14 protein-coding genes are annotated in these 15609 nt (G+C 69.9%); 7 read left to right on the top strand and 7 right to left on the bottom strand.

Going from position 1 to position 15609, the window contains the following annotated elements; translation table 11 throughout:
- Positions 1-34: 34 nt before the first annotated feature.
- Entirely contained in the window at positions 35-946 is a 912-nt protein-coding gene (locus BQ8420_RS13175) for a penicillin-binding transpeptidase domain-containing protein (RefSeq protein WP_087098845.1), read from the top strand.
- 70 nt (positions 947-1016) lie between these two features.
- Here BQ8420_RS13175 and BQ8420_RS13170 read toward each other — a convergent pair whose 3' ends face one another.
- Together BQ8420_RS13170 and BQ8420_RS13165 are read right to left on the bottom strand one after the other, a co-directional pair.
- Positions 1017-2078, bottom strand: coding sequence for a 3-deoxy-7-phosphoheptulonate synthase (locus tag BQ8420_RS13170; RefSeq protein WP_087098843.1), 1062 nt, complete (start codon positions 2076-2078; stop codon positions 1017-1019).
- Between the two features lie 206 nt (positions 2079-2284).
- A complete protein-coding gene (locus BQ8420_RS13165) occupies positions 2285-4000 on the bottom strand; it encodes an AMP-binding protein (RefSeq protein ID WP_087098841.1) in 1716 nt (571 codons plus the stop codon).
- 217 nt (positions 4001-4217) lie between these two features.
- Between BQ8420_RS13165 and BQ8420_RS13160 the strand changes: the two genes are divergently transcribed.
- From BQ8420_RS13160 to BQ8420_RS13150, 3 genes are all read left to right on the top strand, one after another.
- The gene (locus BQ8420_RS13160) at positions 4218-5081 is read left to right on the top strand and encodes a DUF4429 domain-containing protein (protein WP_087098839.1); all 864 of its coding nucleotides are present in this window, start codon (positions 4218-4220) and stop codon (positions 5079-5081) included.
- Between the two features lie 42 nt (positions 5082-5123).
- A complete protein-coding gene (pip, locus tag BQ8420_RS13155; protein ID WP_087098837.1) occupies positions 5124-6080 on the top strand; it encodes a prolyl aminopeptidase in 957 nt (318 codons plus the stop codon).
- A 79-nt stretch (positions 6081-6159) separates the two neighbouring features.
- Positions 6160-6351, top strand: coding sequence for a ferredoxin (locus BQ8420_RS13150; protein WP_087098932.1), 192 nt, complete (start codon positions 6160-6162; stop codon positions 6349-6351).
- Here BQ8420_RS13150 and BQ8420_RS13145 read toward each other — a convergent pair.
- Both BQ8420_RS13145 and BQ8420_RS13140 read right to left on the bottom strand, forming a co-directional pair.
- A complete protein-coding gene (locus BQ8420_RS13145) occupies positions 6335-7600 on the bottom strand; it encodes an NAD(P)/FAD-dependent oxidoreductase (RefSeq protein ID WP_087098835.1) in 1266 nt (421 codons plus the stop codon). The two genes, BQ8420_RS13150 and BQ8420_RS13145, sit on opposite strands and share 17 nt — an antisense overlap.
- Positions 7601-7655: 55 nt before the next feature.
- Complete coding sequence (locus BQ8420_RS13140) at positions 7656-8618, bottom strand: asparaginase (protein WP_087098833.1); 963 nt, start codon at positions 8616-8618, stop codon at positions 7656-7658.
- Positions 8619-8871: 253 nt separating this feature from the next.
- Here BQ8420_RS13140 and BQ8420_RS13135 point away from each other — a divergent pair, with 253 nt between their 5' ends.
- Positions 8872-9768, top strand: coding sequence for a PolC-type DNA polymerase III (locus tag BQ8420_RS13135; protein WP_087098831.1), 897 nt, complete (start codon positions 8872-8874; stop codon positions 9766-9768).
- Between the two features lie 166 nt (positions 9769-9934).
- On the opposite strand, the gene BQ8420_RS13130 is transcribed toward BQ8420_RS13135, so the two are convergent.
- From BQ8420_RS13130 to BQ8420_RS13120, 3 genes are all read right to left on the bottom strand, one after another.
- Positions 9935-10189, bottom strand: a complete 255-nt coding sequence (locus BQ8420_RS13130) for a hypothetical protein (protein ID WP_087098829.1) — start codon at positions 10187-10189, stop codon at positions 9935-9937.
- Positions 10190-10348: 159 nt separating this feature from the next.
- Positions 10349-11005 carry a TetR/AcrR family transcriptional regulator gene (locus BQ8420_RS13125; protein WP_087098826.1) on the bottom strand — a complete coding sequence of 219 codons (657 nt, stop codon included), beginning with the start codon at positions 11003-11005 and terminating at the stop codon, positions 10349-10351.
- 43 nt (positions 11006-11048) lie between these two features.
- Positions 11049-11741 carry a heme oxygenase (biliverdin-producing) gene (locus BQ8420_RS13120; protein ID WP_087098824.1) on the bottom strand — a complete coding sequence of 231 codons (693 nt, stop codon included), beginning with the start codon at positions 11739-11741 and terminating at the stop codon, positions 11049-11051.
- A 611-nt stretch (positions 11742-12352) separates the two neighbouring features.
- Between BQ8420_RS13120 and BQ8420_RS13115 the strand changes: the two genes are divergently transcribed.
- The gene (locus BQ8420_RS13115) at positions 12353-13612 is read left to right on the top strand and encodes a PP2C family protein-serine/threonine phosphatase (RefSeq protein ID WP_087098823.1); all 1260 of its coding nucleotides are present in this window, start codon (positions 12353-12355) and stop codon (positions 13610-13612) included.
- A 26-nt stretch (positions 13613-13638) separates the two neighbouring features.
- Positions 13639-15597: an ATP-binding protein gene (locus BQ8420_RS13110; protein WP_369825503.1), complete on the top strand. Its 1959-nt coding sequence runs from the start codon at positions 13639-13641 to the stop codon at positions 15595-15597.
- Positions 15598-15609 lie beyond the last annotated feature (12 nt).

Below are 15609 nucleotides of genomic sequence, written 5' to 3'. Positions count from 1 at the left end.
CGGACGTTCCCTCGAACACCGCTGGAGGAACCGAGTGCGTATCGACACCGACCCCGCCCGGGCCCTCAGGACACCGCGCCGTGCCCTGGTCGCCACCGGTTCCGCTCTCGTCCTGCTCGCGGGTGCGGCGTGCGCGGGCGGCGAGGGGGAACCCCGACCGGAACGGGCGGATCGGGCCGCCCAGAGCGACGGCACCCCGGTCGCCTTCGGTGACCTGGAGGCGGTGGAGCGCCCCGACCTCGTCTCGCTGTTCGAGGAGGCGGGGGTGGAGGGCACATTCGTGCTCCACGACGTGCGGGAAGGCTCCGCGGTGGTGGTGGGCGCGGACGAGGCCCGCGAGCGGGCGGTCCCGGCGTCCACGTTCAAGCTCCCGAACACCCTCATCGCCCTGGAGACGGGCGTGGTGACCGACATCGACGAGGTGGTCTCCCCCGAGGACGATGAGGATCTGAGCCTGCGGGAGGCGCTGCCCACGTCGGACGTGTCGGTGCACCACGAGGTCGCCGAATGGATCGGCTACGACCGGATGTCCACCTGGGTGGACCGGTTCGACTATGGCAACCGCACGGTGGGCGAGGACGGCGAACTGGGCCGGTTCTGGGTGGAGGGTCCGCTGGAGATCTCCGCGGTGGAACAGACCACGTTCCTGGCGGCGCTGGCCCGCGCCGACCTGCCGGTGCAGGTGGAGCACCAGGAGGCCCTGCGGGAACTGGTGGAGTTGGAGCGCACCGACGACTACGCCCTGTACGGCCGGACCGGCCTCGGTGCGGAGACCGACCCGGCACCGGGCTGGTGGGTCGGCTGGGTGGAGAGCGGGGACGACCTGCACACGTTCGCGCTGCGTCTGGACATGGCGGAGGACACCGACACCGAGCTGCGCGAATCGCTGGGGCGCGACTTCCTGGTGGAGCTCGACGCGCTTCCGCCGAGCGCGGCGGGCGCCTGAACCGGTGCCGGAAGGAGGGGCCCGACACGGACATCCGTGTCGGGCCCCTCGTGGTCGTACGGGTCGCGGGTCAGGCGGCGTTCTTGCGACGCCGGCGCACGGCCTCGGCGAGGTTGGTCAGCACACCCTCGGTGGTCTCCCAACCCATGCACTTGTCGGTGATGGACTGGCCGTAGGTCAGCGCGGCCGGGTCGCCCAGCTTCTGGGCGCCCTCCTCGATGAAGCTCTCCAGCATCACACCGATGATGCCCTTCTGGCCCTCGGCGACCTGGTCGGCGATCTCCTGGGCCACACCCACCTGGCGGACGTGGTCCTTGCCGCTGTTGGCGTGGCTGGCGTCGATCATCAGCCGCCGCGGCAGACCGGCCTTGCCGATGACGTCCAAGGCCGATCCCACCGAGGCCGGATCGTGGTTGGGGCCGCTGCGCCCGCCGCGCAGGATGACGTGGCAGTCCGGGTTGCCCTCGGTTTCCACGACCGAACCGGCGCCACTGGGGTCCACACCGAAGAAGGTGTGCGAGGCGGCGGCGGCGCCCACGGCGTCCACGGCGACCTGCACGTCGCCGTCGGTGCCGTTCTTGAATCCGACCGGGGTGCTCAGGCCGCTGCTCAACTGGCGGTGCACCTGGCTCTCGGTGGTGCGGGCGCCGATGGCGCCCCAGGACACGACGTCGGCGATGTACTGCGGGGTGATCGGGTCGAGGAACTCGGTCCCGGCGGGCAGCCCCAGCGCGTTGATGTCCAGGAGGAGCTTGCGGGCGGTGCGCAGACCCCGGTGCACGTCGTAGGTGTCGTCCAGCCCGGGGTCGTTGATCAGACCCTTCCAACCCACGGTCGTGCGGGGCTTCTCGAAGTACACGCGCATGACCACGCACAGGTCGGCGCTGATCGACGGCACCAACTCGGCCAGGCGGTTCGCGTAGTCCATGGCGGACTCGGTGTCGTGCACCGAGCACGGACCGACGACGACCAACAGCCGGTCGTCCTCCCCGTTCAGGACCCGCTCGACCTCGGCGCGGGAGCTCTCGACCAGGGCGGTGCTCTCGTCGCTGAGGGGCAGTTCCGTGAGCAGGTCCTGGGGCGCGATGAGCGGCTTGTAACTCGCCACCCGTGTGTCATTGGTGCTCGTCATCGTTTCCCTGTTCCTGTCCGGTCGTTTTGGTGCAGCAGTGAAACCGTAGCGCGGCACATCCGTGCCGGCACGGTGACGTGAGTCGTTCCACCGGATCGCGGGGATGGGAAAGGACACATTCGGGCAATGGCCTGAACGTCATCTCATGTACTGAGACACGAAAAGCGTGGCCGCCATTATTCGGGGCCCGTGCGGGTGAGGAGGGATCATTCCTTCAACCCGGGGAGGTCCTCCTCCCAGAACTCACGCGGGTTGCGCGTGCCGTCGGTGACCGTACCTCGTTGGGCCTCGGCCCGGCGCAGTCGCACCCGTCGGATCTTACCCGAGGCGCTCTTGGGCAGGTCGCCGAACTCCAGGCGGCGGACCCTCTTGTGCGGTGAGAGTCGCTCGCGCGCGTACTGCAGGATCGCCCGCGCGCTCTCGGCGTCGGGCGCCACCCCGTCGACGGTCACCACGTACGCCTTGACCACCGACAGCCGCAGCGGGTCGGGGGAGGGCACCACGGCCGCCTCCGCCACGTATTCGTGTTCGACCAGAACACTTTCCAGTTCGAATGGTGAGATCCGGTAATCCGACGCCTTGAACACGTCGTCGATTCGGCCGATATAGGTAATGTGCCCGCGTGAATCCATCGAGGCGATGTCCCCGGTGCGGTACAGGCCCGTGCGGGTGGTCCGGCGGGTGCGTTCGGGGTCGTCCGAGTAGCCGCGCATCGCGCCCACGGGGTCGTCGGTCAGGTCCACGCAGATCTCGCCGGAGTCGGCGGGCTCCTCCGTGGCCGGATCGACGAGCACGATGTCGTATCCGGGCAACGCGCGGCCCATGGAACCGGTGACCACCGGCTGTCCCGGGCCGTTGCCGACGAGCATGGTCGTCTCGGTCTGTCCGAACCCGTCACGAACGGTGATCCCCCAGGCTTCCTGAATGCGGCGGATCACCTCGGGGTTGAGCGGTTCGCCCGTGGCCACGGCCTCGCTCAGGCCCACGTCCCATGATCCGGGTCCGGCCTGGACGAGCATCCGCCACACCGTGGGCGGGGCGCACAGGGTGTCCACCCCGCAGCGCACCACCGCGTCCAGGAACCGCGCGGGGTCGAACTCCGCCTGTTTGACCACGAGAACGGTCGCCTCCGCGTTCCACGGGGCGAAGAAGCTGCTGAAGGCGTGCTTGGCCCACCCGGGCGCGGACACGTTGAGGTGGATGTCCCCGGGGCGCACCCCCAGCCAGTACATGGTGGACAGGTGACCGATGGGGTAGGAGCGCTGCGTGTGGGTGACCATCTTGGGGGTGGCGGTCGTCCCCGAGGTGAAGTACATGAGCAGCGGATCGTCCGGGGCGGTCGGTCCGGGTTGCCGGAATTCCAGCCCGGCGTGCTCGGAGTCGGGGTAACTGAGCCAGCCGTCCATGTAGCCCACGCAGATCCGCGTCCAGTGGCCCTTGAGCGGGTCGAACCGTTCGGTCTCGGTGGGGGAGCAGACCACGTGCGAGATGTCGCCCCGGTCCAGCCGATCCACCAGGTCGCCCTCCGAGAGCGCCGGTGAGGTGGGGCAGACCACCGCGCCGAGCTTGATCGCGGCGAGCGTGATCTCCCACAGCTCGACCTGGTCCCCCAAGGCCACCATGATCCGGTCACCGTGGTGTACCCCCTGCGCGAGCAGCCAGTTCGCCACCTGGTCGGAGCGCTCGGACAGCCGCCGGTAGGTGTGGCGGGTCTCGGAACCGTCCTCCTCCACCAACCACAACGCCGTCCGGTCCGGCCGGGTCGCCGCCACGTGGTCGAAGTGGTCGAGCGCCCAATTGAACTGCTCGGGCCGGGGCCAGACGAACTCGCGGTGGGCGGTCTCCTGGTCCTCCCGGTGTTGGAGGAGCAGGTCCCGTGCGGCGCGGAACTCCCGCGCGCCCTCGGACATCTCTTTCGACATCGAAGTCCTCCGGTTCGGGGTCGGCGCGCGCCGACCACGGGCCGCCACCGCCGTGGGGGCGGTGGGTCGGGGCGTGCCCCTGCGGTTCTACCCGCAACGAGCAGCCGTGACGCCTCGGCGGCCTCCCCGACACCACCGGACACGGGGCCGATCGCCGCCCGGAAGCAGGCCGACGCGGGCTTTGTGCCACGAGTCGTCCCCTCTAGGGTGGTGGACCATGGAGGAGCTACACGGGCACCACGCGATCTGGCGCTTCGACGAGGAACGGGTGCGATTCGGATTCGGGACCGGGCGCAAGGTCCCCCAGCTGCTCAGGGCGCTGGGCCACTGCACGGTGCCGCTCGTCGCGGTGCGCGACGTGGAGTTCGACCCGGGCGATCGCAAACGCGGTTGGCGGTTGCGGCTGCGCCTGGTGGATGGAGCCGACCCGTACACCGAACTGGACACCACGGGGACCGCGTCCACCCCGCTGCTGCTCACCGGGGCGCACGACAAGGAACTGGTGGCCGAGTACTTCTCCGAACAGCTCGCCGCCTCCACCCGGTTCGCCCGTGAGACGGCCCAGGAACAGCCGGACCCCGCCGTGATCGCCCGAGGGCTGGTGGCCCGGCCGCCCTTGCAGGTGCGCACCGCCGAGGGCTCCGCGTCCTTCGACGGGGACCGGATGCGGTTGCAGTGGGACGGGTGGATGACCAGTACCCCCAAGGAACGCGAACAGTTCCGCGAGTACCGACTCTCCGAGGTCGACCGCGTCCAGTGGACTCCGCAGGTCGACTTCAGCGAGGGTTTCCTGCGGGTGGTCCTGCGCGGGGTGACCCTGACCGAGACCTCCGACCTGGAGAACGACTTCTTCACCCTGGTCTCCCACGGGGCCAAGGGCAGCGACGAAACCCTCCTCATGGCGGCCACCGTCAACAGCCACACCGTCCCGGTGGAGGAACCCGCCGAGTTGGAGACCGCGGGCGACGACGGCGACGTGATCTTCGCGAAGATCCGCGAGCTCGGTCGCCTGCGCGCCGAGGGGCTGCTGACGGAGGACGAGTTCAGCACCAAGAAGGCGGAGTTGCTGGACCGGCTCTGATCCCGGTCCGGTATCCCCGCCACAGTCACGAAAGGCCACGCCTTGCGCACCTTGTACCCGCCGATCGAACCGTACGACTCCGGGATGCTCGAAGTCGGCGACGGTGACCGCGTCTACTGGGAACTGTGCGGTAACCCCACGGGTAAGCCGGTGGTGTTCCTGCACGGTGGCCCGGGCGGCGGTTGCAACCCCGGCCACCGCAGGCTCTTCGACCCGGAGAAGTACCGCATCCTGCTGTTCGACCAGCGCAACTGTGGACGTTCCACCCCGCACGCCAGTGGAATGGACGTGGACCTGTCCACCAACACCACCTGGGCACTGGTCGAGGACATCGAGCGACTGCGCGAGATGATCGGGGTGGACGCCTGGCAGGTCTTCGGTGGATCCTGGGGCAGCTGCCTGGCCCTGGCCTACGCGGAGAAGCACCCCGAGCGGGTCACCGAGCTGATCGTGCGCGGCATCTTCACCCTGCGCGACCAGGAGATCCGCTGGTTCTACCAGGAGGGCGCCTCCAACCTCTTCCCCGACCTGTGGGAGTCCTACCTGGCCCCCATCCCGGAGGAGGAACGCGACGACCTCGTCGCCGCCTACGCGCGCCGTCTGGCCTCCCCGGACCGTGAGGTGCGCCTGGAGGCCGCCCGCGCGTGGAGCGTGTGGGAGGGCTCGACGATCACGCTGTTGCCGAACCCGTCGCTGCGCGAGAACTACGCCGACGAGGACTACGCGCTGGCGTTCGCCCGGATCGAGAACCACTACTTCCACAACAGGGGTTTCTTCACCCCCGGACAGCTTATCGAGGACGCCGAGCGCATCCGGCACATCCCCGGCGTCATCGTCCAGGGCCGATACGACGTGTGCACCCCGATGCGCACCGCCTGGGACCTGCACCGCGCCTGGCCGGAGGCGGAGTTCCACGTCGTCGACGACGCCGGGCACGCGGTCAGCGAGCCGGGCATCCTCGACCGGCTCATCGAGGCCACCGACCGGTTCGCCCGATAACGGACGGCCCGGACCCAGGTCTTGTTCCGTGGACCATGGGGCGCCCGCACGCCCCGGAGTACGAGAGAAGGTGGTGAACGTGCGCGTCGAGGTGGACTTCGACCAGTGCGAGAGCAACGCCCTGTGCATGGGGGCGGCCCCCGAGGTGTTCGAGGTCAGGGACGACGACTTCCTGTACCTGCTCACCGAGGAGCCCTCCGAGGAGCTTCACGAGAAGGTCCGTCAAGCGGAGAGGCTGTGTCCCAAACAGGCCATCACGCTGCGGGACTGATCCCCGCGGCTGCCAGGGCCTCGTCCCACGTGGTGGGTTTCTCCAACAGGCCCCGGTAACGCATGGTGCGCGGGGTGGAACGCAAGCCCAGGACCCCGGTGAGCATCCCCCCGCGCCCCAGGAACGCCACGAACTTTCGGTCCTCCGGTGAACCGTGCACGAAGGTGACCTGATCCGCCGGAGCGCCCTGTCCCAAAAGCTGGATCTTCTTCTTGTACTGGTCGGACCAGAAATAGGGGACCGGGGTGAAGGGGGCACGACCCGAACCGGCGAGCAGGTTGCGGGCGGCGGCCTCACCCTGCTCGCTCGCGTTGGTCCAGTGCTCCAACCGGATCCGTCCGCCGTAGCGGGGGTGCGGCCAGTTCGCCAGGTCCCCGACGGCGTACACGTTCGGCACGGAGGTCGCGGAGTACTCGTCGCAGAGCACCGCCCCGTCCGGCAGGAGCTCCACCCCCGAGCCGCGCAGCCACTCGGTGTTCAGATGCACACCGATCCCGACCACCACCAGCGACGCCTCGATCGTCGAGCCGTCCGACAGGCGCACTCGTTCCACCCGGCTCGACCCCTCGTACCCGGTCACGCCCACGCCCAGGCGCACGTCCACGCCGTTCTCCCGGTGCATCTCGGTGAGGACCTCGCCGATCACCGGGTCGACCACCCGGGTCAACGGGGTGGTCGCGGCCTCGACGAGGGTCACCTCCATGCCCACGGCACGGGCGCTCGCGGCGACCTCGGCACCGACGAACCCGGCCCCGACCACCACCAGACGCCCCGTGGAGTCGAAGGCGGAGCGCACCGCCTCGGCGTCGTCGAGGGTGCGCAGGACGTGTACCCCGGCCAGGTCGGTGTCGGGCCGCCGGGCCCGTGCGCCGGTGGCCACGACCAACCCGTCGTAGCGCAGGGAATCGGCGCCCTCGGGACCGTCCACCCGGAGTTCGCGGGAGGCCGGGTCCAGGCCCACCGCGCGCGTGCCCAGACGCAGGTCCAGGTCCAGGCCCTCGATGACCTCGTCCTCGCGCAGTCGCAGCGCACGGTGCCCGACCAGCCATCCGGGGCCGCCGGAGGTCGGGTCCATACCGATGCCGGTCAGGACCTCCTTGGACAGCGGGGGGCGCGAGTAGGGCCCGTGGGGTTCCTCGCCGACCAGGGTCAGGCGACCCTCGAAACCCCGCTCGCGCAGGGCCTCGGCGGCGTGCAGTCCCGCCATCCCCGCGCCGGCGATGACGATCTGGTCCAGGGTGTCGGACACCGTGCGTTCTCCCTCGTATCGTGTGCGGCCGGCGGGTTCCGCGGGCGTTCTCGGCCTACAGGGCGCGGACCGTGCCGACGACCCCTCCACCGCCGTGGACGTCGGTGGTGAGGTGGTCGGCGATGGGTTCGACGTCCATCCCCAGGGCCTTCAGGGCGGTGACGCCGACCAGCGTACGCGCCCGCAGTTCGGCGTCTCCGTCGCTGATCTTGACGGCGACGGTCTCGCCGGTGGGCGCGTTGAGCACCAGCACCCCGTCGGCGCCGACCTTGGACACCAGGCCGGGCACGCGGCGCATCAGTTCGGTGTCGATCCGGCCGGTGCCGGAGACGTATTCGGGGTGGGCGCTCATCGCCTCCAGGACGGACCGCTCGGGGGTGCCCTCGGGGGCCAGGCGCATGCTCTGCACGCCGCGGGCCAGGCCGACCAGGGTCACCGCGAGCTGGGGCGCCCCGCAGCCGTCGACGGCGGTGTGCGCCACGGGTTCGCCGCACATGTCCTCGACGGCCTCGCGCACCAGCTGCTGGAAGGGGTGCTCGGGGTCGAGGTAGCCGTCGGTCTCCCACCCCTTGGCCGCACAGGCGGCGAGCATGCCGGAGTGCTTGCCCGAACAGTTCATGTACAGGCGGGAGGGGGAGCGGCCCTCGGCGTAGAAGGTCTTGCGGGCGGCGGCGCCACCGGGGACGTCCTCGGGGCAGCCGAGGGCGTCGGCGGTGAGTCCGGCGGAGGCGAGGATGCGCTCGGCCTCGGCCACGTGGATGTCCTCGCCGCCGTGGCTGCCCGCGGAGATGGCGAGGGAGGCGCCTTGGAGGTCGGCGCCCGCACGCAGCATCGCCAGTGCCTGGAAGGGCTTGGCGGCCGATCGCGGGAACATGGGGTCGTGGACGGGTCCGTGGGCGTAGGCGATCTCCCCTTCGGGGGACAGGCCGACGACGGCGCCGTAGTGGACGCTCTCGCGCATCCCGGAGCGGACGACCTCCGCCAGGGGGACGTAACCGGGGATCGTGGCCTGGGTCATGTGGGGATCTCCTCGCCGTTGGGGCCGATCGGGTGACTGGACCCGGGCCATTGGGGGTGATCGGGTCCCCCGACCTTTGCCGGGCACGCATCAAAACGTACACAAGGGCACGATTCTTCCCCCACCTCGGTGTGCCTTCCACGGCGGGCCCGGGGTCTCGGCCCGACGGACCCGGCTGCCGGACCTGGGCAGTAGGGTCGTTGCCGGCGGTGAGAGCACCGCGACAGAGGGCTGATTCGAGGGGTGGCACACGATGGGAACGCTGCGAACGGGCGCGCTGACCCGCAGACGGGTCGGAACGCGGGCGGCGGACCTGGAGTACGCGGTCATCGACGTGGAGACCACGGGTCTGGACCCGCGCGAGGGTGCCCGGTTGGTGGAGATCGCCGTGGTGCGGGTGCACGGCGACGGTCGCGTCGTGGAGGAGTTCAGCACCCTGGTGGACCCCCGAGCGCCGATCGGGGGCCAGGAGTTCCACGGGATCGGCGAAGGCGAGTTGATCGGCGCCCCACGGGTGGCGGAGATCGTTCCCCGGATCGCCGAACTGTTGTCCGGGGCGGTGGTCGTCGGGCACAACCTGGACTTCGAGGAGCGGTTCCTCGCCGCCGAACTGGTGCCCGCCGGGCTGCCGTCCGGACAGTCGGGGTTGTGCACGCTGCGGGCCCTGCGCTCCCAGCTGGACCTGGCCCGTTACTCCTTGCCGCGCGCCTCGCACCTGCTCAGCGGGGCCTGGCCCACGGGCCAGCACACGGCCTTGGGCGACGCCCGGGCCTGCGCGGAGCTGTTGGTGGAGATGATCGCCAACGCCCCCGGGGAGCTGCGTTACACCGGCCCTTCGCCCCGGTTCCTCCAAGCCGATGCGCCCGAGGCGGTCCCGGTACGGTTCAAGCCGCGCACCACCCCCGGCACGAGTCCGCGGCTGCCGCTGCGGCCGTGGGCCGCGCGCTGGCGGACCCGCGAGCTCGATCCGCTGCTGTGCGGCGGCGCCTTCCGCGACTCCGAGCGCGAGCTGGCCGAGGCCGCCGCTCTGCGCGCGTCGCTGCTGCGTGAACGGCTGGGCCGGGCCGCGGTGGTGACCGGCGGCGTCGCGGCCACCGTCGCGGGCGGCCTGTTGGCGCGCATGGCCGGTGGCCGCTCCCTCCGCCCCTAGAGCGGGGGTCACCCGTTCGGGTCCGGAGAGCCTGGGTCTGCTTCGACACGGCGCAAGAGGAGTCGAGCCGTGAACGAGGTACGAGCTTGATTCGAGCCCGTGCGCGTTAGCGCTCCGTCGAGGGTGGTGGGCGAGGGAGGGCACGGGGCGCGGCCCCGATCACTCTCTAGAGCCCGGACAGGGCCAGGAAGAACGCGATGATGAGCGCGCTGCCGCCGATGGCGGTGAACACGGCGCGTCCGTTTTCGGTGAGCCGCGCGTCGGTCAGGCGCAGCCGGGGTGGCACGGCGGTGCGCTGAGCGGTGGCGACCCCGCCTCCGGAGCGGTACACGGCCGGGCGCTCGGCGACGAACCGCGGCATCTTGTTGAACAGGGCGACCGACACCAGGACGGCGCCGAGAGCGATCAGTACGAGGGACATGGCTGAGAAGGCCTCACGGGGGTCGAGGGCGGACGGGGACGGCCCGGGGAGACGGGCTGAATCCTCTCGTTCCCCGGGCGTCACGCCTTCATGCCGCTTCACACCGACCACACACGGCCATCGTGGGTTTACGTGCAGACCCTTATCGCCAAGGGTGTTTCAGTCCTCACCGAGAGTGGTGCGCGGGGGCTTTTCCGGCAGGATCGTGTCGAGGGTTTCGGCCGCCACCCCCAGGGCGCGGAGCACGAACCTGGTCACCAGGGCGTGGGTCTCCTCCAGTCCGACCTCACCGCTCACCATGGGCAGGCGTTGGGAGCCCACCATGGACAGGGTGAGCGAGGCGACGCGTTCGCACGGCAGTCGGTCGAACTCCCCGGAGGCGGTCCCGTCCTCCAGAATCTCGGTGAGCAGCCGCTGCATGGGGGCCACGTGCGCGGCCAATGCCTGGTAGGCGTCCGGTCCGAGGCTGGCGCCCAGTTCGGCGGCGGGTGGGTGCGGATGCGCGACGATGCCCTCCAGCTGGAGGCGTACGAAGGCCGACAGGCGGCGCGCGGCCGACACCCCCGACGGGAGCTCGCGCTTGTACCGTTCCATGAACGCGGCGCTGACCTGCTCGGTGAAGGCGAGCAGGAGCGCGGGCTTGTCCGGGAAGTAGTTGTACAGCGCGGTGCGGGTGATGCCCGCGGCGTTGGCCACGTCGGTCATGGAGACGCGGTCGATCCCCTGGGACCTGATCAGTTCGTCGACGGCGTCCATGATGCTCTCCCGTGTGCGGGCACGGTGAGCGGCGATGGTCGGAGCCGTGATCTTGGGCATGCCTCCTATGGTGGCATGTCGAACGCGCCGTGGGGCCCGAGGATCAGACGTGCCGACGGCCCAGATCGGCCAGTACCTCCGTGTTGAGCTGATAGGCCAGACGGGTCTCCTGGACCAGGAAGGCGGCGGCCTCCTCGTCCAGCGGCAGGGCGTCCAGCCGCTCGCGGTAACCGGAACGGAACCTGGGCAGGCTGCCCAGGGTGCCGAAGTCGTAGAAGGCCACCCCGGCGCCGTCGGTGAATCCGTAGGTCTTGGCGGCGATCCGGCGAATGAACTGCCCGCCGGAGACATCACCCATGTAGCGCGTGTAGTGGTGGGCGACGAACCCCTCGGGGTGGTCGACCATCTGCTCGATGCGCGCCGCGTAGGTGCGGGTGGCGAGGCTGGGGGAGACGCGGTCCGCCCAGTCGGCGCCGAGCAGATGCTCCAGGTCGGCCTCCAGCGCGGGGACCCGCTCCAGCTCCGGGTAGTGGAAGCGGCCGGCGACCGGGTCGTCGACCAGGGCGAGGCCCACCCGCTCCAGAGCGATGTAGGCGAAGTAGTGCTGGGCGACCATGGCCGTGTAGCCGTCGAGGGAGAGTTCGCCCTCCAGCAGGGCCTTGGTGAAGCCGTGGTGCTCGGCGGCGGAGTGGTCGCCCCAGGTGGCGGCCTTGAGACGCTCGGAGAACGGCCGGGGGGTGTCTGCGGCCGTGCCGGGGTCGGGGGTCGACGTGGGGGCCGGGGCCGTGACGCTCATCGGCACTCTCCCTCTTTCCGCTCGGGGCTTTTGTGACATGATGTCATTTAGACGTCCGCCCCTGTCAAGACGGATACGACACTCTGTCATAAAAAAATGGACGAAAGTCCCTTCGGTGGTGCACTGCGTCACAAGCAGATCTGCCCGCGCACGGACGTACGAGCCGGGCCACAACCCCGCGCGGACCACCGGACGTGCCCGATAGCGCCCACCTCTCAGAGCCTCTCGGAGCCACCAGGAGACGGGGGTCGTTCACCGGGGTCGGATGTGTCTCGTCGCCTCCGCTGGTCAAGTGGTCGGTGGGACGTTTATCGTTTGGGTGTCGTGCGGTCCGAACCGCAGGAGGACCCCAGGCGTCCGCCCAGTGCCGCGTCAGTCGGGGTTCGCCCGTTACGGAGCGGCGTTCAGGATGGTGCATCGCAAGGCGGCGGGAAGCCCTCATAGTGGTTCCTATTCGGGTTTTTCGCCAACGCGGCGAGGTGCCGTGCTGAGCGTCGCGACGGGGTGGACCTCGGCTGACGCGGCACTAGGGTCGGTGGCGTGACGACGCGTCCCACGGACCGTGAACCATAAGGCGATGAGTGGATACCAGGAGAACAGGGCACGATCCCGTGAAGGTGATCGGCGATGGAGCGGCCGAAGCCGCCGAAGGTGCTGCCACGGACGGCAGTGCCTCCCTGGGTGACGACACCGTCCTGACCGACCAGGTGGAGGCTACCGTCGAATCGGTTGACGTCCTGCTGATCGAAGACGACCCCGGCGATGCCTTCCTCGCCGAGGAACTCCTCGCGGACACAGTGCTCACCACCCGCATCACCTGGGTGGCCACCCTCAATGCCGCTCGCGAGCACCTCAAGGGCTTCCGCGGCTGTGTCCTGCTGGACCTCAACCTCCCCGACGCGCACGGACTCGATCTCCTGCGCGAGGTGCTCGGCAGTGCGCCCGCCGCCGCCGTCGTCGTCTTCACCGGACTCGACGACGAGCACGAGGGCATCGCCGCGGTCTCCGCCGGCGCCCAGGACTACCTGGTCAAGGGACAGGTCGACGGTTCCCTCCTGGCCCGCAGCCTGCGTTACTCCCTGGAGCGGCGCCGCGCCGACGAGAACGCCCGTCAGCTGCGTGAGGCCCGGCTGAGCGCCCGCGAGAACATGCGCCTGGAACGCGGTCTGCTGCCCCAGGTCCTGTTGGAGCGTTCGCCCCTGAGCCACCGCGCCTACTACCGGCCCGGCCGCAAGCGCGCCCTGGTCGGCGGTGACTTCTACGACGCCGTCGAGAAGGACGGCACCACGCACGTCATCATCGGCGACGTCAGCGGGCACGGCCCCGACGAGGCCGCGCTCGGCGTCAGCCTGCGCATCGCCTGGCGCACCCTCGTGATGAGCGGTGTCGCCGAGCAGCAGGTCCTGCCCTACCTCGAACAGCTCCTGGTCAGCGAGCGCGCGCAGGAGGAGATGTACGCGACGCTGTGCATGGCCAGCCTCGACACCGGTAGCGAGCGCGCCCGTATCCGCAGCCTGGGCCACCCCCCGCCCCTGCTCGTCACCGGTCGCTCCGCCAAGGAGATCCAGGCCCCGCCGCAGCCGCCCCTGGGCGTCTTCCCGGTCGACCAGGACGAGTCCACCGAGGTCGTCCTGGCCCGCGGGACCAGCCTGCTCTTCTACACCGACGGTCTGGTCGACGCCTACGACGGTGGTCCGCCCATGCGCCTGGAGGTCGCCGGCCTGCGCCGCCTGGTCAACGGGGTGCTGGACCAGGGAGTGCCCCTGAACAACCTGCCGGAACACCTCGTGGACGAGGCGGAGCGCAGCAACGGGGGCCCGCTCCAGGACGACGTGGCGATGCTGCTCATCAGCCACGGAGAACCCGCTTGAGCCCCATTGGGGAGGAAGACCGCACCATGGAAACCGAGCCCTCGACCGGTTCCGAACACGGTGAGGAGGGGGCCGACCGGGAGCGGGACGAACACGGATCCACCGGGACCTCCTCGTCCTTTGTCGGCACCCTGACCCGGGACGTGTACCCCGCCCGCCATTCCTGGAGCCTGCGCCGTCGGGTCACCAGTCTGCTGACGGTCGTCGCCGTCGTGCTGGTCGTGGCCGTGTCGGTGATCACCCTCGCCGCCTTCCAGGCCCGTGACTCCTTGACCCTGCAGGTGGAGTCGCTCACACCCGGCCTGAGCACCGTCGAGCAGACCCGCTCGGCCTACCTCAGCCAGGACCACGCCCTGCGCGGCTACATCCTCACCGGGGACCGGGACTTCCTTCAGCCCTACACCGAACAGCGCATGTCGCTGGCCGAGTACCGCAACGCCCTCAGCATGCTGGCCGCGGAGAACGAGGACGTCGCGCCCAAGGTCGAGGAGCTCATCGACGCCGGTGACGTGTGGAGCGAGGACTTCGCCGAACCGGTGTCGGAGAAGGTGCGTGCGGGTGAGACGCCCACCCAGGAGGACCTCCAGCGCGGGCGCGTCCTCTTCCTGGAGCTCAACCGGGCCGCCGACGCCACCACCAACCACCTGGAGAACGAGATCGCCGAGGCCCAGAGCGGTCTCACCCTGGCCACCCAGCAGGTCGTGGCGTTGCTCGTGCTCGTGGGACTGGTCGTGGTGTTCCTGTCGGTGTTCCTGTGGGTGATGCTCCAGCAGTGGGTGCTGCGCCCCATGGAGGAACTGGCCGGACACATGCGTCAGGTGTCCGAGGGCTACTACGCCCACCGCATCGTCCTGCACGGGCCGCCGGAGATCGTTCAGCTCGGTCACGACGTGGACGCCATGCGCGAACGCATCGTGCAGGACCTGGACGAGGTCGCCACCGCCCGACGCAAGCTCCAGGAGCAGTCCAGCCTCCTGGAACACCAGACCGAGGAGCTGCGCCGGTCCAACCTGGAACTGGAGCAGTTCGCCTACGTCGCCTCGCACGACCTCCAGGAACCGTTGCGCAAGGTGGCCAGTTTCTGCCAACTCCTCCAACGCCGCTACCACGGGCAGTTGGACGAGCGCGCCGACTCCTACATCGACTTCGCGGTCGAGGGCGCCAAGCGCATGCAGACCCTCATCAACGACCTGTTGGCCTTCTCCCGAGTGGGGCGCACCAAGAACTTCGCGACCGTGGACCTGAACTCGGCCCTGGACGACTCCCTGAGCAGTCTGGAGGCGAGCCTGGAGGACGCGGGCGCCGTCGTCACCAGCGACCCGCTGCCCACCATCCAGGGCGATCGCACCCTGCTCACCCAGGTCTTCTTCAACCTTGTGGGCAACGCGGTCAAGTTCCGCGGCGAGGACGCGCCCGAGGTGCGCATCGAGGTGGAACGCGAGGGGGACGAGTGGGTGTTCGCCTGTTCCGACAACGGCATCGGGATCGAACCCCAGTACGCCGAACGCATCTTCGTCATCTTCCAGCGCCTGCACACACGGGACAAGTACACGGGTACCGGGATCGGCCTGGCCATGTGCAAGAAGATCATCGAGTTCCACGGTGGTCACATGTGGTTGGACACGAGCTCGGTGAACGTGCACAATCCCGAAGGGTCCGAAACCACAGACGAGGCGGACTCCGGCCGGACCGGAACCCGCATATGCTGGACCCTGCCGGTCGACACCGAGGCGGAGGCCGAGCAGGTCGCCGCGTCGGAGACCGACGAGGGAACCGAACCGGCCCTCGACGCCGTTAACGGCGTCGAGGGCACCGAGGTAGCCGAGTCCGCCCCCGCGGACGAAGCGCCGACCGCCACACGAGAGTCCGGTGTCACCGAGACGGAGACCGATCCCTCGGTCAACGAACCGGAGGGGGAGAGTCCCGCGCCCTCAGGAGACGCCGGCGGTATGGCACCGCCCGGTCACGGGTCGGGGCCCGTATAGGGGTCTGGAAGC

It is taken from the genome of Nocardiopsis sp. JB363 (assembly GCF_900143625.1).
In the GTDB taxonomy this organism is placed as follows: Bacteria; Actinomycetota; Actinomycetes; order Streptosporangiales; family Streptosporangiaceae; genus Nocardiopsis.
This window is presented reverse-complemented; position numbering and strand designations above follow the sequence as displayed.

Excerpts from the sequence above, each read along its gene's own strand:
- BQ8420_RS13170 (WP_087098843.1), bottom strand. The coding sequence starts at position 2,078 with ATGACGAGCACCAATGACACACGGGTGGCGAGTTACAAGCCGCTCATC.
- BQ8420_RS13165 (WP_087098841.1), bottom strand. The coding sequence starts at position 4,000 with ATGTCGAAAGAGATGTCCGAGGGCGCGCGGGAGTTCCGCGCCGCACGG.
- BQ8420_RS13160 (WP_087098839.1), top strand. The coding sequence starts at position 4,218 with ATGGAGGAGCTACACGGGCACCACGCGATCTGGCGCTTCGACGAGGAA.
- BQ8420_RS13140 (WP_087098833.1), bottom strand. The coding sequence starts at position 8,618 with ATGACCCAGGCCACGATCCCCGGTTACGTCCCCCTGGCGGAGGTCGTC.
- BQ8420_RS13135 (WP_087098831.1), top strand. The coding sequence starts at position 8,872 with ATGGGAACGCTGCGAACGGGCGCGCTGACCCGCAGACGGGTCGGAACG.
- BQ8420_RS13130 (WP_087098829.1), bottom strand. The coding sequence starts at position 10,189 with ATGTCCCTCGTACTGATCGCTCTCGGCGCCGTCCTGGTGTCGGTCGCC.
- BQ8420_RS13125 (WP_087098826.1), bottom strand. The coding sequence starts at position 11,005 with ATGCCCAAGATCACGGCTCCGACCATCGCCGCTCACCGTGCCCGCACA.
- BQ8420_RS13120 (WP_087098824.1), bottom strand. The coding sequence starts at position 11,741 with ATGAGCGTCACGGCCCCGGCCCCCACGTCGACCCCCGACCCCGGCACG.
- BQ8420_RS13110 (WP_369825503.1), top strand. The coding sequence starts at position 13,639 with ATGGAAACCGAGCCCTCGACCGGTTCCGAACACGGTGAGGAGGGGGCC.